Source organism: Nocardioides sp. OK12, assembly GCF_024341885.1.
In the GTDB taxonomy this organism is placed as follows: Bacteria; Actinomycetota; Actinomycetes; order Propionibacteriales; family Nocardioidaceae; genus Nocardioides; species Nocardioides marinisabuli.
Map to the genome: position 1 here is coordinate 182,853 of NZ_BNET01000005.1, position 18,870 is coordinate 201,722.

The window sequence follows — 18,870 nt, forward strand, 5'->3', positions numbered from 1 at the left end:
TGGTGGGGGGTGGGCCGTGCTCAGACGGCGGCGGCGCTGGCGTCGGTGATCATCTTCTTGGCCGCGACGTACTGCGCCTTGCCGGTGGCGTTGCGCGGCACCCGGTCGACGATGGTGAGGTGCCGGGGCAGCTTGTAGCCGCTGAGCTGGTCGCGCAGGTGCTCGCGCAGGTCGTCGAGCTCGAGCGTGGTGCCCTCGCGCAGCTCGCACACGGCGGCCACCGCCTGCCCGTAGGTCTCGTCGGGGATGCCGACCACCAGCACGTCGTAGACCGCCGGGTGGCCCTTGATCGCCATCTCGACCTCCTCGGGGAAGACCTTCTCGCCGCCGGTGTTGACGCAGTTGGAGCCGCGGCCCAGCAGGGTGATCCGGTTGTCGGTCTCGATGCGGGCGAAGTCGCCGGGCACCGAGTAGCGCTCGCCGTCGATCTCGATGAAGGTCGCGGCCGACTTCTCGGGGTCCTTGTAGTAGCCGACGGGCACCGAGCCGCCGCGGCCCAGGCGTCCGGTGCGACCCACGTCCTCGGTCATGGACAGGAAGCGGCCGTCCTCGCCGATGACCACGCTGCGCGGGCCCAGGCCGATGACCGGGCCGTCGGTGCTGATGTGCTCCTTGTCCTGCATGCCCATGCCCTGGAAGCCGGTCTCGGACGCGCCCACGGAGTCGGTGAAGATCGCGTCGGGGAAGGCCTGGAGCCAGCGCTGCTTGATGGGGTGGCTGAAGATCGCGGCGCTGCTGGAGATCGCGAACAGGCTCGAGGCGTCGTACGGCGTGCCGGTCGCGGCCTTGCGCTCGAACTCCTCGATGAGCGGGCGCGCCATCGCGTCCCCGGTCATGAAGATCAGCTGCACCTTGTCGCGCTCGACGACCTCCCAGGTGCGCTGCGCGTCGAACTTGGGCTCGAGCACCGTGAGGTGGCCGGCGAAGAGGTGCATCAGCAGGCCCGCCTGGGCGCCGCCGTGCATCAGGGGGCTGAGCGGGAAGGTGACCATGCGCGGGTCGGTGGCCTGCTTGGACTGGTCGTACTCGTCGAGGTCGGCGCCGGTGTAGAAGTCGATGCCGCCACCGAGCACCCGCCAGAAGTCCTCGTGGCGCCACATCACGCCCTTGGGGAAGCCGGTGGTGCCGCCGGTGTAGATGATGTGCAGGTCGTCGGCGCTGCGCTCGGCGAAGTCGCGCTCGGCGCTCGCCCCGGCCACCGCGTCCTCGAGCGTGGTGCCGCCGAAGGAGGACAGGTCGCTGTCGTCGTCGGGGTCGCTGACGTCGCGGATCGCCACGAACGTGGTGAGCCGCTCGTGGTGCGGCGCGCAGGCCGCGACCAGGGGCGCGTAGGTGCGCTCGTGCACGAGGGCGACGAGGTCGGCGTTGTCGAAGAGGTAGTTGAGCTCGCTCTCGACGTAGCGGTAGTTGACGTTGATGCTGACGGCGCGGATCTTGAGGATCGCCAGGATCGCCACCACGTGGTCGATCGAGTTCTTGGCGTAGACGCCGACGTGCTGGCCGGGCTCGACGCCCCGGTCCTGCAGGTGGTGGGCCAGGCGGTTGGCCCGGGCCTCCAGCTCGGCGTAGGTCACCACCTCGTCACCGAGCTTGAGGGCGGGGTTGGTGGGGACGACGTCGACGGCGTGCTCGAAGAGGTCAGCTATGTTCTTGGCCACATCGGGAGACTAGAACACGTTCTCGTTCTTGGCTAGGCTCTCGCGGCATGACGACCCCGAGCGACGCCACCTCCCCCGCCGACGCGCCCCTCGAGGAGCCGCACTGCCTCGTCGAGCAGGTGGGTCACACGCTCGTGGTGACCATGAACCGGCCGTCGCGGCGCAACGCCCTGTCGGGGCAGATGCTGCGGATCATGGAGGACGCCTGGGACCGGGTGAACGGCGACGACGACATCCGCGTCTGCATCCTGACCGGGGCCGGCGGCTACTTCTGCGCCGGCATGGACCTCCAGGCCGCCGACGCCAAGCCGCCCTCGGAGAGCTTCGAGTCCGGGGAGTTCGACCCGACGGTGATCAAGGGCCTGCTCAAGGGCTTCCGCCTGACCAAGCCGCTCGTCGCGGCCGTGGAGGGACCCGCGATCGCGGGCGGCACCGAGATCCTGCAGGGCACCGACATCCGGGTGGCGGGCGAGTCGGCGAGGTTCGGCGTGGCCGAGGCGCGCTGGTCGCTCTACCCGATGGGCGGCTCGGCGGTGCGGCTCCCGCGGCAGGTCCCCTACACGGTGGCGGCCGAGCTGCTGCTGACCGGACGCACCCTCGGCGCCGCCGAGGCCAAGGACCTGGGGCTCGTCGGGCACGTCGTCCCCGACGGCCAGGCACTGGCCAAGGCCCACGAGCTGGCCGACATGGTGGCCGCCAACGGCCCGCTGGCCGTCCAGGCGATCCTCAGGACGATGCGCGACTCCGAGGGCCGGCACGAGGAGGACTGCTGGGCCGCCGACGCCGCGGTGGGTGCCGCGGTGTTCTCGTCCGAGGACGCCAAGGAGGGCCCGCGGGCCTTCCTCGAGAAGCGCAAGCCGGTCTTCCAGGGGCGCTGACCCGCCGGGCGCAGGGCCGGGTCAGCCCACCGCGCGACCGCCGGTCCAGAACCGGGCACGCAGCGCCTTCTTGTCCGGCTTGCCCAGCCCGGTCAGCGGCAGCGCGTCGACCGCGACCACCTGCTTGGGCACCTGCACCGACCCCTTGCGCTGCTTGACCATGTCCTGGATCTCGCCGACCACCTCGTCGGTCAGCTCGTGGCCCTCGCGCAGCACCACGATCGCGGTGACGGCCTCGCCGTACTTCTCGTGCGGCGTGCCGATGACGCCGACCTGGGCGACGGCGGGGTGCTCGGCGACGACGTCCTCGACCTCGCGCGGGAAGACGTTGAAGCCACCCGTGACGATCATGTCCTTCGTGCGGTCGACGATGTACCAGAACCCGTCCTCGTCCTCGCGCGCCACATCACCGGTGTGCATCCACCCGTCGCGGAAGGTCTCCGCGGTCACCTCCGGCAGCTTCCAGTAGCCGCCCGACAGCAGCGGTCCGGCCACGCAGATCTCGCCGGGCTCCCCGACGGGCACGGGACGGCCGTCGTCGCCCAGCAGCGCTGTGCGCAGCATGGCCGCGGGGCGGCCGCAGGAGGACAGCCGGGCGTCGTTGCCGGAGGCGACGGCCTCGGCGTGGTCCTCCTTCGACAGGTAGGTGATGACCATGGGGGCCTCGGACTGCCCGTAGTACTGGGCGAAGATCGGGCCGAAGCGCTCGACGGCCTCCTTGAGGCGCACCGGGTTGATCGCCGAGGCGCCGTAGTAGACCGTCTCGAGCGACGACAGGTTGCGGGTGCGGCTGTCGGGGTGGTCCATGAGTGCGTAGAGCATCGAGGGCACCAGCATCGTGGCGGTGATCCTCTCCTCCTCGATCACCCGCAGCACCTCGGCCGGGTCGAACCTGGTCAGCACGTGCAGCTCGCCGCCCTTGATCACGGTGGGCGCGAAGAACGCCGCGCCCGCGTGCGACAACGGGGTGCACATGAGGAACTTCGGGTTCGTCGGCCACTCCCACTCCGAGAGCTGGACCGCGGTCATCGTCGAGAACGACTGGGCGAGGCCGATGACGCCCTTGGGCTTGCCGGTGGTGCCGCCGGTGTAGGTGATCGAGGTGATGTGGTCGGGCGGGAGCAGCACCGCCTCGAGCGGCTTCGGCTCGAACTCCGCGGCGGCGGCCACGAGGTCCCTGCCGACGTGGGCGAGCTGGTCGGGGACCGGCCCGATGGTGAGGACCTGCTCGAGGCCCGGGCACTTCTCGAGCAGCCCGGCGGCACGGTCGGCGAAGACCGGGTCGACGACCAGCACCGAGATCTCGGCGTCGTCGATGACGTAGGCGTGGTCGTCCAACGAGCCGAGCGGGTGCAGCGACGTACGCCGGTAGCCCTGCGTCTGCCCGGCGCCCAGGATGAACAGCACCTCGGGTCGGTTCAGGGCCAGCAGGGCCCCGGCCGCCCCACGACCCGCGTCCAGGGACTCGAACGCCTGGGCGTACTGGCTGATCCGGGCGGCGGTCTCGCCACCGGTCAGCACGGTGTCGCCCAGGTGCATCACGGGCTTGGTGCGGTGCCGCCGGAGGGCGGCGACCATCAGGTGGCCGTTGTGGGTGCCGGTGCGCAGGTCGGTGTCGCTCATGGCGCTGAGACTAGAACGTGTTCCAGTTCCGCACCAGTGGCCCGCCCCCGACATCGCCGACCCGGCCCGTTCGAACCGGCCGGCTCGGCGACGGGCGGTCAGGCGAGGAGGTCGGCGATGGAGCGGACCTCCTCGGGGGTGCCGAGGGAGAGCATCAGCGTCGTCACGCCGGTCTCCTCCCACTGGGCGACCCGTTCCCTGACCTCGCCGGCGGTGCCGATGATGTGCATGTCGTCGACCAGCTCGTCGGGGACCAGCGCCGTGGCCCGGTCCTTCTTGCCGGCCAGGTAGAGCTCCTGGACCTCGGCGGCCAGCGACTCGTAGCCCATCCGCACGAAGACCTGGTTGTGGAAGTTCGCCTCCTTGGCGCCCATCCCGCCCATGTAGAGCGCCACGACCGGCTTCATGGCGTCGACCACGCGCTGCTTCTCCTCGGCGTCGGCGACGACCTGGAGGTGGCAGGTCGCCGCGATCTCGAAGGTCTCCCGGGTGCGCCGGGCCCCCTCCCGGGCGAAGCCCTCGTCGAGCCAGTCCTGGTACATGCCGGCGGACCTGGGCGTGTAGAAGATGGGGATCCAGCCGTCGGCGATCTCGGCGGTCTGCGCCACGTTCTTGGGCCCCTCGGCGCCGAGCCAGATCGGGATGTCGGCCCGCAGCGGGTGGGTGATCGACTTGAGCGGCTTGCCCAGGCCGACCGAGCCCTCGCCGGTGTAGGGCAGCGGGTGGTGGGGGCCCGCGTTGGTCACCGGGCCCTCGCGGCGCAGCACCTGGCGGATGATGTCGACGACCTCGCGGGTGCGCGCCAACGGCTTGGCGAAGGGCTCGCCGTACCAGCCCTCGACCACCTGGGGGCCGCTGACGCCCATCCCGAGCACCACCCGACCGCCGCTGAGGTGGTCGAGGGTCAGCGCGTGCATGGCGATGGAGGCGGGGCTGCGCCCCGACATCTGCACGATCGAGGTGCCCAGGCGCACGGCGCTCGTCTCCCGGCCCCACCACGCCAGCGGCGTGAAGGCGTCGGAGCCCCAGGCCTCGGCGGTGAAGATCGAGTCGAAGCCCGACTCGTCGGCAGCGCGGACGATCTCGGCGTGGTGGGTGGGGGGCTGTGCGCCCCAGTAGCCCAGCTGCAGTCCCAACTTCATGGTCCACACCCTGCCAGACCCCTTGCCCTGAAGATAGAACGTGTTCTACTTTCATGCCATGTCGCGCACCCTGTCTGCCCCGGTCACCGTCGCCTTCGACTACACCCGGTCGACCGGGCCGGTGCTGGGCCGGTTCCTGACCGGCCTGCGCGACGGGGTGCTCGTCGCCGCCCGCACCAGCGACGGCGAGGTCGTGGTGCCGCCACCGGAGTACGACCCGGTCACCCACGCCGCCACGACCGACTTCGTCGAGGTCTCCCCCACCGGCACCGTCACCAGCTGGACGTGGGTCCCCGAGCCGGTGGCCGCCCAGCCGCTGGAGCGGCCCTTCGCCTTCGCGCTGGTGCTCCTGGACGGGGCCACCCAGCCGTTCCTGCACGCCCTCGACGTGGCCTCCCCCGACGACGTGACCACCGGGATGCGTGTGCAGGTGCGCTGGCGCCCCGAGCGGGTCGGCGCGATCACCGACATCGAGTGCTTCGTGCCCGCAGCCGGCGGCGCGCCGCCCGTGGACCGGCCGCGCAGCACGCTCGACCCGGTGACCGGAGTCGTCACCCCCGTCGCCCTCGACTACACCTACGCCGCCTCGCCCGAGGAGTCCGCCTTCTACCGCGGTCTCGCCGAGGGGCGCATCATCGGTCAGCGCTGCCCGGCCTGCGCCAAGGTCTACGTGCCGCCGCGCAGCGCCTGCCCGGCCGACGGGACGCCCACCACCGACGAGGTCGAGCTCGCCCACACCGGCACCGTGACGACCTTCTGCATCGTCAACGTGCCCTTCCTGGGCCAGCGGATCACCCCGCCCTACGTCTCGGCGTACGTGCTCCTCGACGGCGCCGACATCGCCTTCCTGCACCTGATCCTCGACATCCCGGCCGAGGAGGTCCGGATGGGGATGCGCGTCGAGGCGGTCTGGAAGCCGCGCGAGGAGTGGGGCACGACCATCGAGAACATCAGCCACTTCCGCCCCACCGGGGAGCCGGACGCGGCGTACGACACCTACAGCCAGCACCTCTGAGCCCGGAAGAGAGACGCACACGATGAGAGACGTCGCCGTCGTCGGGTTCGCCCAGCGGCAGATGCAGGACTTCGACGGGTCACCCACCTGCGTGGAGCTGCTCGTGCCGCTCTTCGCGGAGTGCTACGAGCAGACCGGCTGGAGCCGGCGCGACATCGGCTTCTGGTGCTCGGGCTCCTCCGACTACCTGGCCGGGCGCTCCTTCTCGTTCGTCCAGGCCGTCGACGCGATCGGCGTGATCCCGCCGGTCAACGAGTCGCACGTGGAGATGGACCTGGCCTGGGCGATGTACGAGGCCTGGCTCAAGATCCAGACCGGCGAGGTCGACACCGCGCTGGTCTACGCCTTCGGCAAGAGCTCGGCCGGCGTCCTGCGGCGCACCCTGGCCCTGCAGCTCGATCCGTACACGATGACCCCGCTGTGGCCCGACACCGTGTCGCTGGCCGGCCTGCAGGCCCGCGCCGGCATCGACGCCGGGCTCTGGGACGAGACGGCGATGGCCGAGGTGGCCCACCGCTCGCTGACCGACGCCGAGAAGAACGAGTACGCCGTGCGCAAGGGCGGCTCCTCGGTCTCCGCCCTCCTCTCCCGGCCCCTGTACGCCGACCCGTTGCGCAAGCACGACTGCGCACCGGTCACCGACGGCGCGGCCGCGATCGTGCTGGCCGCGGGCGACCGGGCCCGCGAGGTGCGCGAGCGGCCGGCCTGGCTCACGGGCATCTCCCACCACGTCGACCCGATGAGCATGGGCACCCGCGACCTCAACCGCTCGCCCTCGACGGCCCGTTCCGGTGCGGCACTCGACCTGACCGGCGTCGACACCGCCGAGCTGCACGCCCCCTTCAGCCACCAGGAGCTGGTGCTGCGCCGCGAGCTCGGCCTGGGCGACGACGTGCGCGTGAACCCCTCGGGCGGTGCCCTGACCAGCAACCCGATGTTCTCGGCCGGCGGCATCCGCGTCGGCGAGGCCGCGCGGCGGGTCTGGGCCGGCGAGTCGGACAAGGCGCTCGCCCACGCCACCAGCGGCCCCGCGCTGCAGCAGAACCTCGTGTGCACCCTGGAAGGACAGCGATGAGCAAGCAGCCCGCCGCCGTGATCGGGGTGGGCCAGACCCACCACCGTGCCAAGCGCGACGACGTGTCGATGGCCGGCCTGTGCCGCGAGGCGATCGACCGGGCCCTCGAGGACGCCGGCCTGGGTCTCGACGAGATCGACGCCATCGTCGTCGGCAAGGCGCCCGACCTCTTCGAGGGCGTGATGATGCCCGAGCTCTTCCTGGCCGAGGCGCTCGGCGCCGCCGGCAAGCCGCTGCTGCGGGTGCACACCGCCGGGTCGGTGGGCGGCTCGACCGCGATCGTCGCCGCGTCGCTGGTGCAGTCGGGGGTGCACAAGAAGGTGCTCACCGTGGCCTACGAGAAGCAGTCGGAGTCGAACGCCATGTGGGCGCTCTCGGTGCCGGTGCCGTTCAACATGCCCGTGCACGCCGGCGCCGGAGGCTACTTCGCACCCCACGTCCGCTCCTACATCCGCCGCTCGGGAGCCCCCGGGCACATCGGCGCGGTCGTGGCGGCCAAGGACCGCACCAACGCGCTGCGCAACCCCTACGCCCACCTGCACAACGAGGGCACCACCGTGGAGTCGGTGCTGGCCTCGCAGATGCTGTGGGACCCGATCCGCTACGACGAGACCTGCCCCTCCTCCGACGGCGCCTGCGCCCTGGTGATCGCCGACGAGGACGTCGCGGCCGCATCGCCGAACCCGGCCTGGATCCACGGCACCGTGATGCGCTCCGAGGCCACCACCGCCGCCGAGCGCGACCAGGTCAACCCCCAGGCCAGCCGCGACGCGGCCGCCCACCTGTGGAAGCAGGCCGGCATCACCTCCCCCATCGACGAGATCGACGCGGCCGAGATCTACGTGCCGTTCAGCTGGTTCGAGCCGATGTGGCTGGAGTCGCTGGGCTTCGCCGAGGAGGGCACCGGCTGGAAGCTGACCGAGGCCGGCGAGACCGCAATGGACGGCCGGCTGCCGGTGAACTGCTCGGGCGGCGTGCTGTCGTCGAACCCCATCGGGGCCTCCGGCATGCTGCGCTTCGGCGAGGCCGCGCTGCAGGTGCGCGGCGCCGCCGGGGAGCACCAGGTCGACGGGGCCCGCAAGGCCCTGGGCCACGCCTACGGCGGCGGCTCGCAGTTCTTCGCGATGTGGGTCGTGGGAGCCGACAAGCCCAGCACCTGAGGGGACGGCACCGGGCCGTAGGCTCGGCCCATGATCGAGCTGCGCACGCCCACCCAGATCGAGCAGATGCGGCCCGCGGGCCGCTTCGTCGCCGACGTCATCACCCGCCTCTCCGAGGTCGCCGACGTCGGGGTGAACCTGCTCGAGCTCGACGCGGTCGCCCACGAGATGATCCGCGAGCGCGGCGCGGAGTCGTGCTACATCGACTACCACCCCTCGTTCGGCGCCTCGCCCTTCGGCAAGGTGCTGTGCACCTCGGTCAACGACGCCGTGCTGCACGGCCTGCCGCACGACTACACCCTGGCCGACGGCGACCTGCTCAGCGTCGACTTCGCCGCCAGCGTCGACGGCTGGGTCTCCGACTCGGCGCTCTCGCTGGTCGTCGGTACGCCGCGGCCCGAGGACCTGCGCCTCATCGAGGTCACCGACCGGGCGCTGGCCGCCGGCATCGCGGCCGCCCAGGTCGGCAACCGGATCGGCGACATCTCGGCCGCCATCGGCGAGGTGGCGCGCGGCGAGGGCCTGAAGGTCAACCTGCAGTTCGGCGGGCACGGCGTCGGGCGGACCATGCACGGCGACCCGCACGTGGCCAACGATGGCCGCTCGGGGCGCGGCTTCAAGCTCAAGCCCGGCCTCGTCATCGCGATCGAGCCGTGGTTCGTGCACACCACCGACGAGATCTACACCGACGCCGACGGGTGGACCATCCGCAGCGCCGACGGCGCGCGTGGCGCCCACATGGAGCACACCATCGCCGTCACCGACGACGGCCCGCTGGTGCTGACCGCCCGCGACTGAGCCCGTCAGCGGTAGGCGACGGCGAGCTCCTTGATGCCGTTGATCCAGCTGTGCCGCAGCCGGCGAGCGGGCTCGACCCTGCGGATGCCCGACGCATGGTCGGCGAGCGCCTCGAAGATCACCCGGACCTCGAGGCGGGCCAGGTTCGCCCCGATGCAGTAGTGGGCGCCGTGGCCACCGAACGACACGTGCGGGTTGGGGTCGCGGGTGATGTCGAAGGTGAAGGGGTCCTCGAAGACGTCCTCGTCGAAGTTGGCGCTGGCGTAGAACAGCCCGACGCGCTGGCCCCGACGCACGGTGACGTCGCCGACCTCCACGTCGCGCAGCGCCGTGCGCTGGAAGACGCTGACGGGGGTGGCCCAGCGGATCACCTCGTCGATCATCGTCGCGGGCCGCTCGCGGCACCACAGCTCCCACTGCTCGGGGTGGTCGAGGAAGGCCGACATGCCGTGCGTGATCGCGTTGCGGGTGGTCTCGTTGCCGGCGACGGTGAGCAGGATGACGAAGTACCCGAACTCGTCGTCGGTCAGGCCGCGCCCGTCCTTCTCGGCGCTGAGCAGCTTGGTGATGAGGTCGTCGCGCGGCTGCTCGCGGCGCTCGGCCGCGAGTCCCATGGCGTAGCCGAGGATCTCGGCGGCGGCGACGTCGGGCTCCCCGTGGTAGTCGGGGTCGTCGGAGGCGAGCATCTCGTTGGACCAGTCGAAGAGCTTGCGGCGGTCCTCCTGCGGCACCCCGATCAGGTCGGCGATGGCCTGCAGCGGCAGCTCCGAGGCGATCTCCTCGACGAACTCGCCGCTGCCGCGCTCGACCGCGTCGCGCACGATCTGGTGGGCGCGCTGCTCCATGATCTCCTCGAGCGCGGCGATCGAGCGGGGGGTGAAGCCGCGGGAGATGATCTGGCGCGTCGCGGTGTGGTCGGGCGCGTCCTGGTTGATCAGGATGACGCGCTGCAGCTCGATCTGCTCGCGCTGCATCCCCTCCGCGAAGCGGATGATCGCCCCGTTCTCGGAGGCCGAGAAGTCCTTGCTGTTCTTCGAGACCGCCGACACGTCGGTGTGGCGCGACAGCGCCCAGTAGCCGGTGCCGGACTCGGTCGACATCCCGTCGCGCGAGGACTGCGGCTGCTCGACCCAGTGCACCGGCTCCTGGGCGCGCAGCGCACGGAACTGCTCGTGCGGCACGCCCTCCCAGATCAGGTCGGGGTCGGTGGGGTCGAAGCTCTCGGGCACCACGCTGCTGCTCATCGGTAGGCCACCTGCAGGTCCTTGACGCCGTTGACCCAGCCGCTGCGCAGCCGGTTGGGCTCCCCCCGTTGCTCGATGCGCAGCCCCCGGTCGGCGATGGCGTTGAAGATCAGGTCGACCTCCATGCGCGCCAGGTTGGCCCCGATGCAGTAGTGCGCACCGTGGCCGCCGAAGGCCTGGTGCGGGTTGGGGTCACGGGTGATGTCGAAGGTGAAGGGGTCCTCGAAGACGTCCTCGTCGAAGTTGGCGCTGGCGTAGAGCAGCCCGACCCGCGCCCCCTGGGGCACCAGCACTCCCCCGACCTCGACCTCGCGCAGGGCGGTGCGCTGGAACGCGGTGATCGGCGTGGCCCAGCGGATGATCTCGTCGGTGGCGGTGCGCGGGCGCTGCTCGCGGAACAGCTCCCACTGCGCGGGGTCGGCCATGAAGGCGTGCTGGCCCCAGGTGATCGCGTTGCGCGTGGTCTCGTTGCCGGCCACGGCCAGCAGGATCATGAAGAAGCCGAACTCGTCGTCGGTGAGGCCACGGCCGTCGACGTCGGCGCTGATGAGCCTGGTCACGATGTCCTCGCGCGGGTGCCGGCGACGATCGTCGGCCAGCGCCATCGAGTAGGCGAGGATCTCGGCGAAGGCCACCATCTGGTCGCCCTCGACCTCCGGGTCGTCGTACGACATCAGCTGGTTGGACCACTCGAAGAGCCGGCCGCGGTCCTCCTGCGGCACGCCGAGCAGGTCGGCGATGGCCTGGAGCGGGAGCTCGGCGGCGACGTCCTCGACGAAGTTGCCCTCGCCCTTCTCGACGGCGTCGTCGATGATCTTCTCCGCGCGCGCCTTGAGGCTGTCGTGCAGCGCGTTGATCGCGCGCGGGGTGAAGGCGCGCGAGACGATCTGGCGCAGCTTGGTGTGGTCGGGCGCGTCGTTGTTGATGAGCAGGAAGCTCGAGCCCTCGACCTCGTCGCGGGTCATCTCGGGGCCCATCCGGATGATGACGCCGTTCTCGCGGGTGGAGAAGTCGGTCTGGTTCTTCGAGACCGCCGCCACGTCGGCGTGCCGGCTGATGGCCCAGTAGCCCTCGTGGTCGGGGAAGCCGGCCCGGGCCTGCGGCTCCTGGGGCACGAACGAGACCGGCGCGGTGCGGCGCATCCGCAGCATCTCGTCGTGGGGCACCCGGACCGCCATGGTGTCGGGGTCGGTGGGGTCGAAGACCGTCTCACGGGCGTCGAGCTGGGTCACTGGCGCTTCTCCATCGGTGGCGACGAGTGGAACGTGTTCTAGTGAGAGAGATTACATACCGGCAGTACGGGGCGGTAGCCGTCTGGCGAGATTTGTTTGTCCAGATTGAGAACGTGTTCTAGTTTGCTTCCATGGGCACCCCAGTGATCGTCGACGCCGTCCGCACCCCCCTCGGCAAGCGCAACGGCTGGCTGGCCGGCGTGCACCCCGCGCAGCTGCTCGGCTTCGTGCAGCGCCAGGTGATCGAGCGCGCCGGCATCGACGCCGACCTCGTCGAGCAGGTCGTCGGCGGCTGCGTCACCCAGGCCGGCGAGCAGTCCAACGACATGGTGCGCCGTGCCTGGCTGCACGCCGGGCTGCCGCAGCACACCGGCGGCACCGCCATCGACGCCCAGTGCGGGTCGGGCCAGCAGTCGGCCCACCTGGTCGCCGACATGGTCGCCGCCGGGACCATCGACGTCGGCATCGCCTGCGGCGTCGAGGCGATGTCGCGCATCCCGCTCGGCGCCAACGTGCCCGCCGGGCTCGGCGACCCGCGCCCGGCCGACTGGACCATCGACATGCCCAACCAGTTCGAGGCCGCCGACCGGATCGCCCGCCACCGCGGCCTGACCCGCGCCGACCTCGAGGCCTTCGGCCTGGCCAGCCAGCAGAGGGCCCGCGTCGCGGTCGACGAGGGACGCTTCAAGCGCGAGATCGCGGCGTACGACGCGCCGGTGCTGGGCGAGGACGGCTCCCCCACCGGCGGGACCCGTCTGGTCGACACCGACCAGGGGCTGCGCGAGACGACGCTCGAGGGGCTCGCCGGGCTGCGCACCGTGCTGCCCGACGGCCTGCACACCGCCGGCACCTCCTCGCAGATCTCCGACGGCGCCTCGGCGGTGCTGATCATGGACGAGGCGAAGGCGCGCGACCTCGGTCTGCGCCCCCGCGCCCGGATCGTGACCCACTGCCTGGTCGGCTCCGACCCCTACTTCCACCTCGACGGGCCCATCGACGCCACCCAGCGGGTCCTGGACCGCACCGGCATGGCGATCAGCGACATCGACCTCTTCGAGGTCAACGAGGCCTTCGCCTCCGTCGTGCTCTCCTGGGCCGGCCAGCACCGCGTCGACCTCGACCGCGTCAACGTCAACGGCGGCGCCATCGCCCTGGGCCACCCCGTCGGCTCCACCGGCACCCGCCTGATCACCACCGCCCTGCACGAGCTCGAGCGCCGCGAGCTCTCCACCGCCCTGGTCTCCATGTGCGCCGGCGGCGCCATGGCCACCGGCACCCTCCTCGAGCTGATCTGAGGGTGGCCGGGCGAAGTTTCATCGGGTACCCGATGGAACTTGCGCTGCCTGGCTGAACCTTTGGTCAGGTGGCGCCAGTTCCGGGCGAGGTCGCGGCGCCGGGGCCGCTGCGTTCTCCACAGGGTCCAGGGTGCCCGGGTGCGTCGAACCCCGATCCGGGTGAGGGTCTCAGCATGCTGCCTCACCTCATCGACGACCTCGGGGTCGTCCTGCGCCGGGACCTGGTCGCTGCCGGCATCGACGACAACGCCATCGCCCGGCGCTGCCGCGGCGGCGAGCTGACCCGGCTGCGCCAGGGCGTCTACGCCACCACCACGGCGTACGCCGCTGCCGACGCCGCCGCCCGCCACCTGATGCTCTGCCGCGGGGTGATGCGCCTCTACGGCCCCGACGTGGCCCTGTCCCACACGAGCGCGGCCCTCGCCTACGGGGCGCCGGCCTGGCGGGTGCCCCTCGACCTCGCGCACGTGACGGGGCTGGAGACGCCCGGGACCCGCACCCAGGCGCGCGTACGCCACCACGAGGGCGTCTGCCGTGTCTCGGACATCTCGCGTCGTGACGGTCACTGGATCACCGCTCCGACCCGGACGGCGCTCGATGCGGCCGCCGTGCTGGCCCGCGACCCCGCCGTCTGCGTGCTCGACTGGTTCCTGCAAGCCGGGCTGACCACGCTGCAGGAGTGCCGGTCGATGCTGCTGGTGCGGCGTGAGTGGTCGGACCACCTCGACCTGACGCTCAAGCTCGACCACGCGCGCGAGGGCTCCCAGAGCGTCGCCGAGTCACGCTGCCACCTGCTCTTCGACGACCACGGGCTCCCCCGGCCGACCCAGCAGCTCGAGGTCCGGGACGAGCGGGGGTGGCTGCTCGGCATCGTCGACTTCGCCTGGCCCGAGCACCGGCTGGTGGTCGAGTTCGACGGCAAGGAGAAGTACCACCGCCACCGCCGCGACGGCGAGAGCATCGAGCAGATGGTGATGCGGGAGAAGGACCGCGAGGACCGGATCCGCGCCGTGACCGGGTGGACGGTGATCCGGATCTCCTGGGCCGACCTGGAGGACCCGCGCTTGCTGATCGCTCGCCTGCGCCGCCACCTCGCCGCGGCGGCCTGAGCGACACGGAACTGGCGGCACCCGCACGAACCTTCGGTCAGGTGGCGCGAGTTCCATCGGGCACCCGATGAAACTCCCTCGGGAGCAGCCTCAGCCGGGGCGGTAGCCGGAGGGGACGGCCCAGCTGCCGCCGGCGGAGCGCAGCTGCTCGTAGATGTCGTACTCGGGGGCGTAGTGCTCGAGCAGGCGGGTGCGCATGGTGTCGGAGAGGGCGGCGGTGGCGGTGGAGGTGGACCAGTTCTTGGTGACCAGGTCGACCTGCTGGCCCAGCCGCTGGGCGATCCAGGACTGCCACACGTCGGCGGCCTCGAGGGCGAAGATGCGGTCCACGCCGATGGTGAGGTCGTCGTCGAGGGCCACGAAGCGGGCCTGGCGGCCGGTGATGCCTCCGGGGGCGCCGTCGATGTGGGCGGCGACGAAGTCGTCGAAGCTGGTCTCGCCGGTCCACTTGCCGTCGGCCTTGTCCTTGAGCGCCGGGCGCTGGCGGTAGCGCCACCACGACTCCAGCCACGAGACCGGCTCGCGGAAGAGGGTGACGAGCTCGTAGTCGCTGCGCTCGTAGCCCGCGCCCTGCAGCACCGGGACCATGCGGTGGGTGAAGGTGCGGCAGTTCATGTGCTTGAGGCGCGGGTTGACCCGCATCAGGATCTCGGCGTGCCCCTTGAGCGTGGTGACCAGCGTCGTCGAGGCGCACTTGGGCATCGAGAGCATCACGAACCCGTGGGCAGGCAGAGCGATCACGTGCCCGAACCTACCGTTCACCCGCCCGACCCGAACCGGACGCCCCCGCATGCGTTGATACGACCATGTGCGACGACCACCATGCGCCCCACCACGCGCCCCACCGCGAGCTGACCACCCCCGACGAGGCCACCCGCGCCCGCCTGACCCGCCGCAGCACCCTGGGCGCGGCGGGCGCCGGCCTGCTGATGGCCGGCGCGGCGGGGACCTTGACCGGCGCGGCCGCCGCAGCCGGCAGTCCGGCCTCGCGCACCGGTGCCTCGCGCACCTCGCGGCTGACCCGCGGCACCCACCTGCTGCACGCCGACCTGCACAACCACACCCTGCTCAGCGACGGCGACGGCGACCCCGCCGACGCCTTCGACTCGATGCGCGAGGCCGGCCTCGACGTCGCCGCCCTCACCGACCACGCGACGCTTTCGGACAACCTGCTCGGCGACGTCCTCACCGACCTGCTGCCCCCGGAGTACACCCAGGTCGCCGGACTGACCCGGCGCGGCTGGCGCGCGACCGGCTCGTACGCCGACGCGGCGGACGTCGACGGCGCGTTCACCGCCATCCGGGGCTTCGAGTGGTCCGAGCCGCTGATCGGCCACGTCAACGTCTGGTTCAGCGAGCACTACACCGACGTGCTGCAGGCGGGGCTGATGCAGCCGCTGCTGTCGTGGCTGCGCCGCGAGCCGGGCCTGGTGCTCGACGGCGGCGCGGGCGCGCTGGCCGGCTTCAACCACCCCGGCCGCGAGCCGGGCCGCTTCCAGGAGTTCGTCTACGACGAGCGGGTGCGCGACCAGGTCGTGGGCCTGGAGATGTTCAACCGGCGCGACGACTACCTCTTCGAGGGCTTCGCCGACGGGCGGGACTCGCCGCTGTGCGTGTGCCTCAACAACGGCTGGCGCACCGGCATCACCGGGGTCACCGACGAGCACGGCACCGACTGGGGCTTCCCCGAGGGCAAGGGCCGCACGGGGCTGTGGGTGCGCGACCACAGCCGCCAAGGCGTCAAGCGCGCAATGCGTCAGCGCCGCTTCTTCGCCACCCGCACCTCCGGCCTGCGCCTCGACGCCACCGCCGCCACCCGCCAGGGCGCCCCGGTGCGGATGGGCTCGGTCGTCCCCCTGCCCCGCCGCGGCCGTACGACGCTGACGCTGCGGCTGGACCTGGCCCGTGACCGGTCGTGGCGCGGGCGCCCCCTGGCCGCCCAGGTGCTGCGCCCCGGCACCGACGCCCCGGAGGTGGTCGAGGTCGTCGACTTCGAGGTCGGCCCGGTGCTGGAGGTCAAGGTCGAGGTCGACGTGGCCGACGGCGACTGGCTGCTGGTGCGCGTCTCCGACCCGGCCGAGCCCAACGCGACGCCGGGCCCCGAGGGCCACCCGTGCAACGACCTGGGCATCGCCTACACCAGCCCGTGGTGGCTGGAGACCCGCTGAGGACCGCCGCAGACCGCTGAGAGGTCAGTCGGGTGCGGTGGTGCGGTACTGGCCGCGGAAGAACAGCAGCGGGTCGGCGTCCTCGGGCCCGACCTGCAGGTCGAGGGCGCGGCCGATCACCACGTAGTGGTCGCCGGCCTCGTGCACCGCGTGCACGGTGCAGTCGACGTGGGCCAGGGTGCCGCTGAGCACCGGCGAGCCGGTGTGGCGCGAGGGCGTCCAGTCGACGCCGGCGAACTTGTCGACGCCGCGGCTGGCCATCTGGTTGGACAGCCCCGCCTGGTCGGCGGCCAGCACGTTGACGCAGAAGCGGCCGGCGCGCTGGATCAGCGGCCAGGCCCGCGAGCTCTTGGCGGGCACGAACATCACCAGCGGGGGGTCGAGGGAGACGCTGGAGAAGGACTGGCAGGTCATCCCGACCGGCTCGTCGCCGCTCATCGTGGTCACGACCGTCACGCCGGAGCCGAACTGGCTCAGCACGTCGCGGAAGCGACGCGCGGCGGCGGCCGCGGCCGGGGCGTCGGCGGCCACGGCCACCTCGTCGCCGGGCCCGAGGTGCAGGTCGTAGACCGAGTCGCCGAGCCAGGACTCGATCAGCTCGGGGCTGGGCCAGGTCTCCCGGGCGTCAGCGCTCATCCCCTCGGGGATCTGGGGGTGCTCCGACATGACCTCGACCTTAGACATCACTGCCCACCCGAGAAGTCGTGCCCCCAGTAGGAGACGGCCGTCGACTCCCGCGCGACCCACCGCGCGTCGTCGACCTGCAGCCCGTCGGTGCCGAACTCGATGTCGAACCCGCCCGGCGAGCGGACGTAGAAGGAGACCATCTCGTCGTTCATGTGGCGGCCCAGGGTCGCCGACAACGGGGCCCCGTGCTTGCGCACCCGCTCCAGGGCGCGGCCCACGTCGTCGAGCTCCTCGACCTCGAGCATGATGTGCACGCAGCGGGCCGGGTTCGGCATCGGCAGGAAGGCCAGCGAGTGGTGGCGCGGGTTGACGCCCAGGAAGCGCAGCCACACCTTCGAGCCGGGCTCCTTGCCGACGAACTCGCCGGGCATGCTCATCGAGTCGCGCAGCCGGAAGCCGAGCACCTCGGAGTAGAAGCGCAGCGCCTCGACGTCGTCGTCGACGGGCACCACGATGTGGCCCATCCCCTGGTCGCCGGTCACGAAGCGGGCGCCGTACGGCGTCACGACGGGGCGCGACTCGTAGGTGATGCCGTGGAAGAGCTCGAAGACGTTGCCGAAGGGGTCCTCGAAGCGCACCAGCTCCTGGACGCGCCGCTCGTCGAGCTCCTCGGCGGTGCCCTCCTCGTAGGCGACCCCGGCCTCCTTCAGGTGCTCGCGCGCGGCCTGCAGCGCCCGGTGGTCGGCGACCTCCCAGCCGGTGCAGGCCAGCTGGTCGACGTCGGCGGGCACCACCACGAGCCGCGCCGAGACCGCGTCGATGCGGAAGTAGAGGTGGTCGGGGTGCGGGCCGCGCCCCTCGGCCAGGCCGAGGACCTTGGTGGCGAAGTGGCGCCACTGCTCGGGCTCGGTGCTGGCCACGCGCACGTAGCCCATGGAACGGATGTCGATGCTCACGGGCGGGCCCTCTCGTGGTGGCGGGCGAGGAAGGCGGTGGCCACCTCGCGGAACTCCTCGGCGGCCTCGATCTGGGCCCAGTGCCCGCAGTTCGGGAAGACGTGCAGGCTGGCGCGCGGGATCAGCTTGAGCGCGACCATCGCCCCGTCGAGCGGGTTGACGCGGTCCTCGCGGCCCCAGGTCAGCAGGGTGTGCTTGCGCAGCCGGTGCGCCTCGCGCCAGAGCATGCCGTCCTCGGCGGTCTCGGGGTTCCAGAAGGACATCCCCATCGAGCGCATCGCCTCCTGCGCCCCGGGGGCGGTGGCGTCGGCGTACCGGGCGGCGACCAGCTCGTCGGTGACCAGCGACTGGTCGACGACCATGGTGGAGATGAAGGCGCGCAGCCGCTCGGGCGTCGGGTCGCCCCCGAACTCCATCAGCCGCTGCACGCCCTCGGTCGGGTCGGCGTGGAAGAGGTTGAGCGACAGCCCGCCCGGGCCCATCAGCACCAGCCGGCCGACCCGGTCGGGGTACGACAGCGCGAGCCGCATCGCGGTGCCGCCGCCGAGGCTGTTGCCCAGCAGGTGCACCCGCTCGATGCCCAGCTCGTCGAGCAGTGCCACGACCGCGTCGGCGGCGAAGCGGTAGTAGTTGCCCACCACCGGCGGCTTGTCGGAGCCGCCGAAGCCGGGCTGGTCGACCAGGATCGTGCGGAACGACTCGGCGAAGCCGGGCAGCGCCGGGCCGAAGTTCGACCACGACGAGGCGCCCGGCCCTCCGCCGTGCAGCATCACCAGCGGCAGCCCTCCACCCACGTCGGTGGGCGACCCCGCCTCGTAGTAGCGCAGGGTGAGCCTGCCCGCGGCGTCGGTGGCGACGGTGGCCTCGTGCCGGACGGAGTCGGGGGTCAC

General features: G+C 71.8%; 17 protein-coding genes. 8 read left to right on the top strand and 9 right to left on the bottom strand.

Annotated features, from left to right (window positions below):
- Nucleotides 1-20: 20 nt before the first annotated feature.
- Nucleotides 21-1,658 carry an acyl-CoA synthetase gene (locus OCU29_RS14125; RefSeq protein WP_261820410.1) on the bottom strand — a complete coding sequence of 546 codons (1,638 nt, stop codon included), beginning with the start codon at nucleotides 1,656-1,658 and terminating at the stop codon, nucleotides 21-23.
- A 47-nt stretch (nucleotides 1,659-1,705) separates the two neighbouring features.
- On the opposite strand from OCU29_RS14125, the gene OCU29_RS14130 reads away from it, so the two are divergent.
- Entirely contained in the window at nucleotides 1,706-2,536 is an 831-nt protein-coding gene (locus tag OCU29_RS14130) for a crotonase/enoyl-CoA hydratase family protein (protein WP_261820411.1), read from the top strand.
- 21 nt (nucleotides 2,537-2,557) lie between these two features.
- Here OCU29_RS14130 and fadD8 read toward each other — a convergent pair whose 3' ends face one another.
- Together fadD8 and OCU29_RS14140 are read right to left on the bottom strand one after the other, a co-directional pair.
- Entirely contained in the window at nucleotides 2,558-4,159 is a 1,602-nt protein-coding gene (gene fadD8 / locus OCU29_RS14135) for a fatty-acid--CoA ligase FadD8 (RefSeq protein ID WP_261820412.1), read from the bottom strand.
- A gap of 98 nt (nucleotides 4,160-4,257) precedes the next feature.
- Nucleotides 4,258-5,301 carry an LLM class F420-dependent oxidoreductase gene (locus OCU29_RS14140; protein ID WP_261820413.1) on the bottom strand — a complete coding sequence of 348 codons (1,044 nt, stop codon included), beginning with the start codon at nucleotides 5,299-5,301 and terminating at the stop codon, nucleotides 4,258-4,260.
- A 58-nt stretch (nucleotides 5,302-5,359) separates the two neighbouring features.
- On the opposite strand from OCU29_RS14140, the gene OCU29_RS14145 reads away from it, so the two are divergent.
- From OCU29_RS14145 to map, 4 genes are read left to right on the top strand one after another with little or no spacing between them, the layout of a single operon-like run.
- Nucleotides 5,360-6,316 carry a Zn-ribbon domain-containing OB-fold protein gene (locus tag OCU29_RS14145; RefSeq protein ID WP_261820414.1) on the top strand — a complete coding sequence of 319 codons (957 nt, stop codon included), beginning with the start codon at nucleotides 5,360-5,362 and terminating at the stop codon, nucleotides 6,314-6,316.
- A 22-nt stretch (nucleotides 6,317-6,338) separates the two neighbouring features.
- Nucleotides 6,339-7,391, top strand: a complete 1,053-nt coding sequence (locus OCU29_RS14150) for a thiolase domain-containing protein (protein ID WP_261820415.1) — start codon at nucleotides 6,339-6,341, stop codon at nucleotides 7,389-7,391.
- On the top strand, nucleotides 7,388-8,551 hold the full coding sequence (locus OCU29_RS14155) for a thiolase domain-containing protein (RefSeq protein ID WP_261820416.1): 1,164 nt from the start codon (nucleotides 7,388-7,390) through the stop codon (nucleotides 8,549-8,551). Before OCU29_RS14150 ends, OCU29_RS14155 begins: the two co-directional genes overlap by 4 nt.
- Nucleotides 8,552-8,581: 30 nt before the next feature.
- Complete coding sequence (map, locus tag OCU29_RS14160; RefSeq protein ID WP_261820417.1) at nucleotides 8,582-9,349, top strand: type I methionyl aminopeptidase; 768 nt, start codon at nucleotides 8,582-8,584, stop codon at nucleotides 9,347-9,349.
- Nucleotides 9,350-9,354: 5 nt separating this feature from the next.
- Here the strand turns inward: map and OCU29_RS14165 are convergent, their stop codons facing one another.
- Both OCU29_RS14165 and OCU29_RS14170 read right to left on the bottom strand, forming a co-directional pair.
- On the bottom strand, nucleotides 9,355-10,593 hold the full coding sequence (locus tag OCU29_RS14165; protein ID WP_261820418.1) for a cytochrome P450: 1,239 nt from the start codon (nucleotides 10,591-10,593) through the stop codon (nucleotides 9,355-9,357).
- Nucleotides 10,590-11,825, bottom strand: coding sequence for a cytochrome P450 (locus OCU29_RS14170; RefSeq protein ID WP_261820419.1), 1,236 nt, complete (start codon nucleotides 11,823-11,825; stop codon nucleotides 10,590-10,592). Before OCU29_RS14170 ends, OCU29_RS14165 begins: the two co-directional genes overlap by 4 nt.
- 131 nt (nucleotides 11,826-11,956) lie before the next feature.
- On the opposite strand from OCU29_RS14170, the gene OCU29_RS14175 reads away from it, so the two are divergent.
- Nucleotides 11,957-13,120: a steroid 3-ketoacyl-CoA thiolase gene (locus OCU29_RS14175; protein WP_261820420.1), complete on the top strand. Its 1,164-nt coding sequence runs from the start codon at nucleotides 11,957-11,959 to the stop codon at nucleotides 13,118-13,120.
- A 173-nt stretch (nucleotides 13,121-13,293) separates the two neighbouring features.
- The gene (locus tag OCU29_RS14180) at nucleotides 13,294-14,229 is read left to right on the top strand and encodes a type IV toxin-antitoxin system AbiEi family antitoxin domain-containing protein (protein ID WP_261820421.1); all 936 of its coding nucleotides are present in this window, start codon (nucleotides 13,294-13,296) and stop codon (nucleotides 14,227-14,229) included.
- A gap of 90 nt (nucleotides 14,230-14,319) precedes the next feature.
- Here the strand turns inward: OCU29_RS14180 and OCU29_RS14185 are convergent, their stop codons facing one another.
- Nucleotides 14,320-14,970, bottom strand: a complete 651-nt coding sequence (locus OCU29_RS14185; RefSeq protein WP_179616682.1) for a hypothetical protein — start codon at nucleotides 14,968-14,970, stop codon at nucleotides 14,320-14,322.
- Between the two features lie 65 nt (nucleotides 14,971-15,035).
- Here OCU29_RS14185 and OCU29_RS14190 point away from each other — a divergent pair, with 65 nt between their 5' ends.
- Nucleotides 15,036-16,397 (top strand): CehA/McbA family metallohydrolase, encoded by a 1,362-nt coding sequence (locus OCU29_RS14190; RefSeq protein ID WP_261820422.1) that lies wholly within the window; start codon nucleotides 15,036-15,038, stop codon nucleotides 16,395-16,397.
- A 24-nt stretch (nucleotides 16,398-16,421) separates the two neighbouring features.
- On the opposite strand, the gene OCU29_RS14195 is transcribed toward OCU29_RS14190, so the two are convergent.
- The 3 genes from OCU29_RS14195 to hsaD are packed head-to-tail and all read right to left on the bottom strand — an operon-like array spanning nucleotide 16,422 to nucleotide 18,870.
- Nucleotides 16,422-17,063, bottom strand: a complete 642-nt coding sequence (locus tag OCU29_RS14195) for a flavin reductase family protein (protein ID WP_246305179.1) — start codon at nucleotides 17,061-17,063, stop codon at nucleotides 16,422-16,424.
- A 17-nt stretch (nucleotides 17,064-17,080) separates the two neighbouring features.
- A complete protein-coding gene (hsaC, locus tag OCU29_RS14200) occupies nucleotides 17,081-17,980 on the bottom strand; it encodes an iron-dependent extradiol dioxygenase HsaC (protein ID WP_306799026.1) in 900 nt (299 codons plus the stop codon).
- Nucleotides 17,977-18,870 carry a 4,5:9,10-diseco-3-hydroxy-5,9,17-trioxoandrosta-1(10),2-diene-4-oate hydrolase gene (gene hsaD, locus OCU29_RS14205; protein ID WP_261820423.1) on the bottom strand — a complete coding sequence of 298 codons (894 nt, stop codon included), beginning with the start codon at nucleotides 18,868-18,870 and terminating at the stop codon, nucleotides 17,977-17,979. Before hsaD ends, hsaC begins: the two co-directional genes overlap by 4 nt.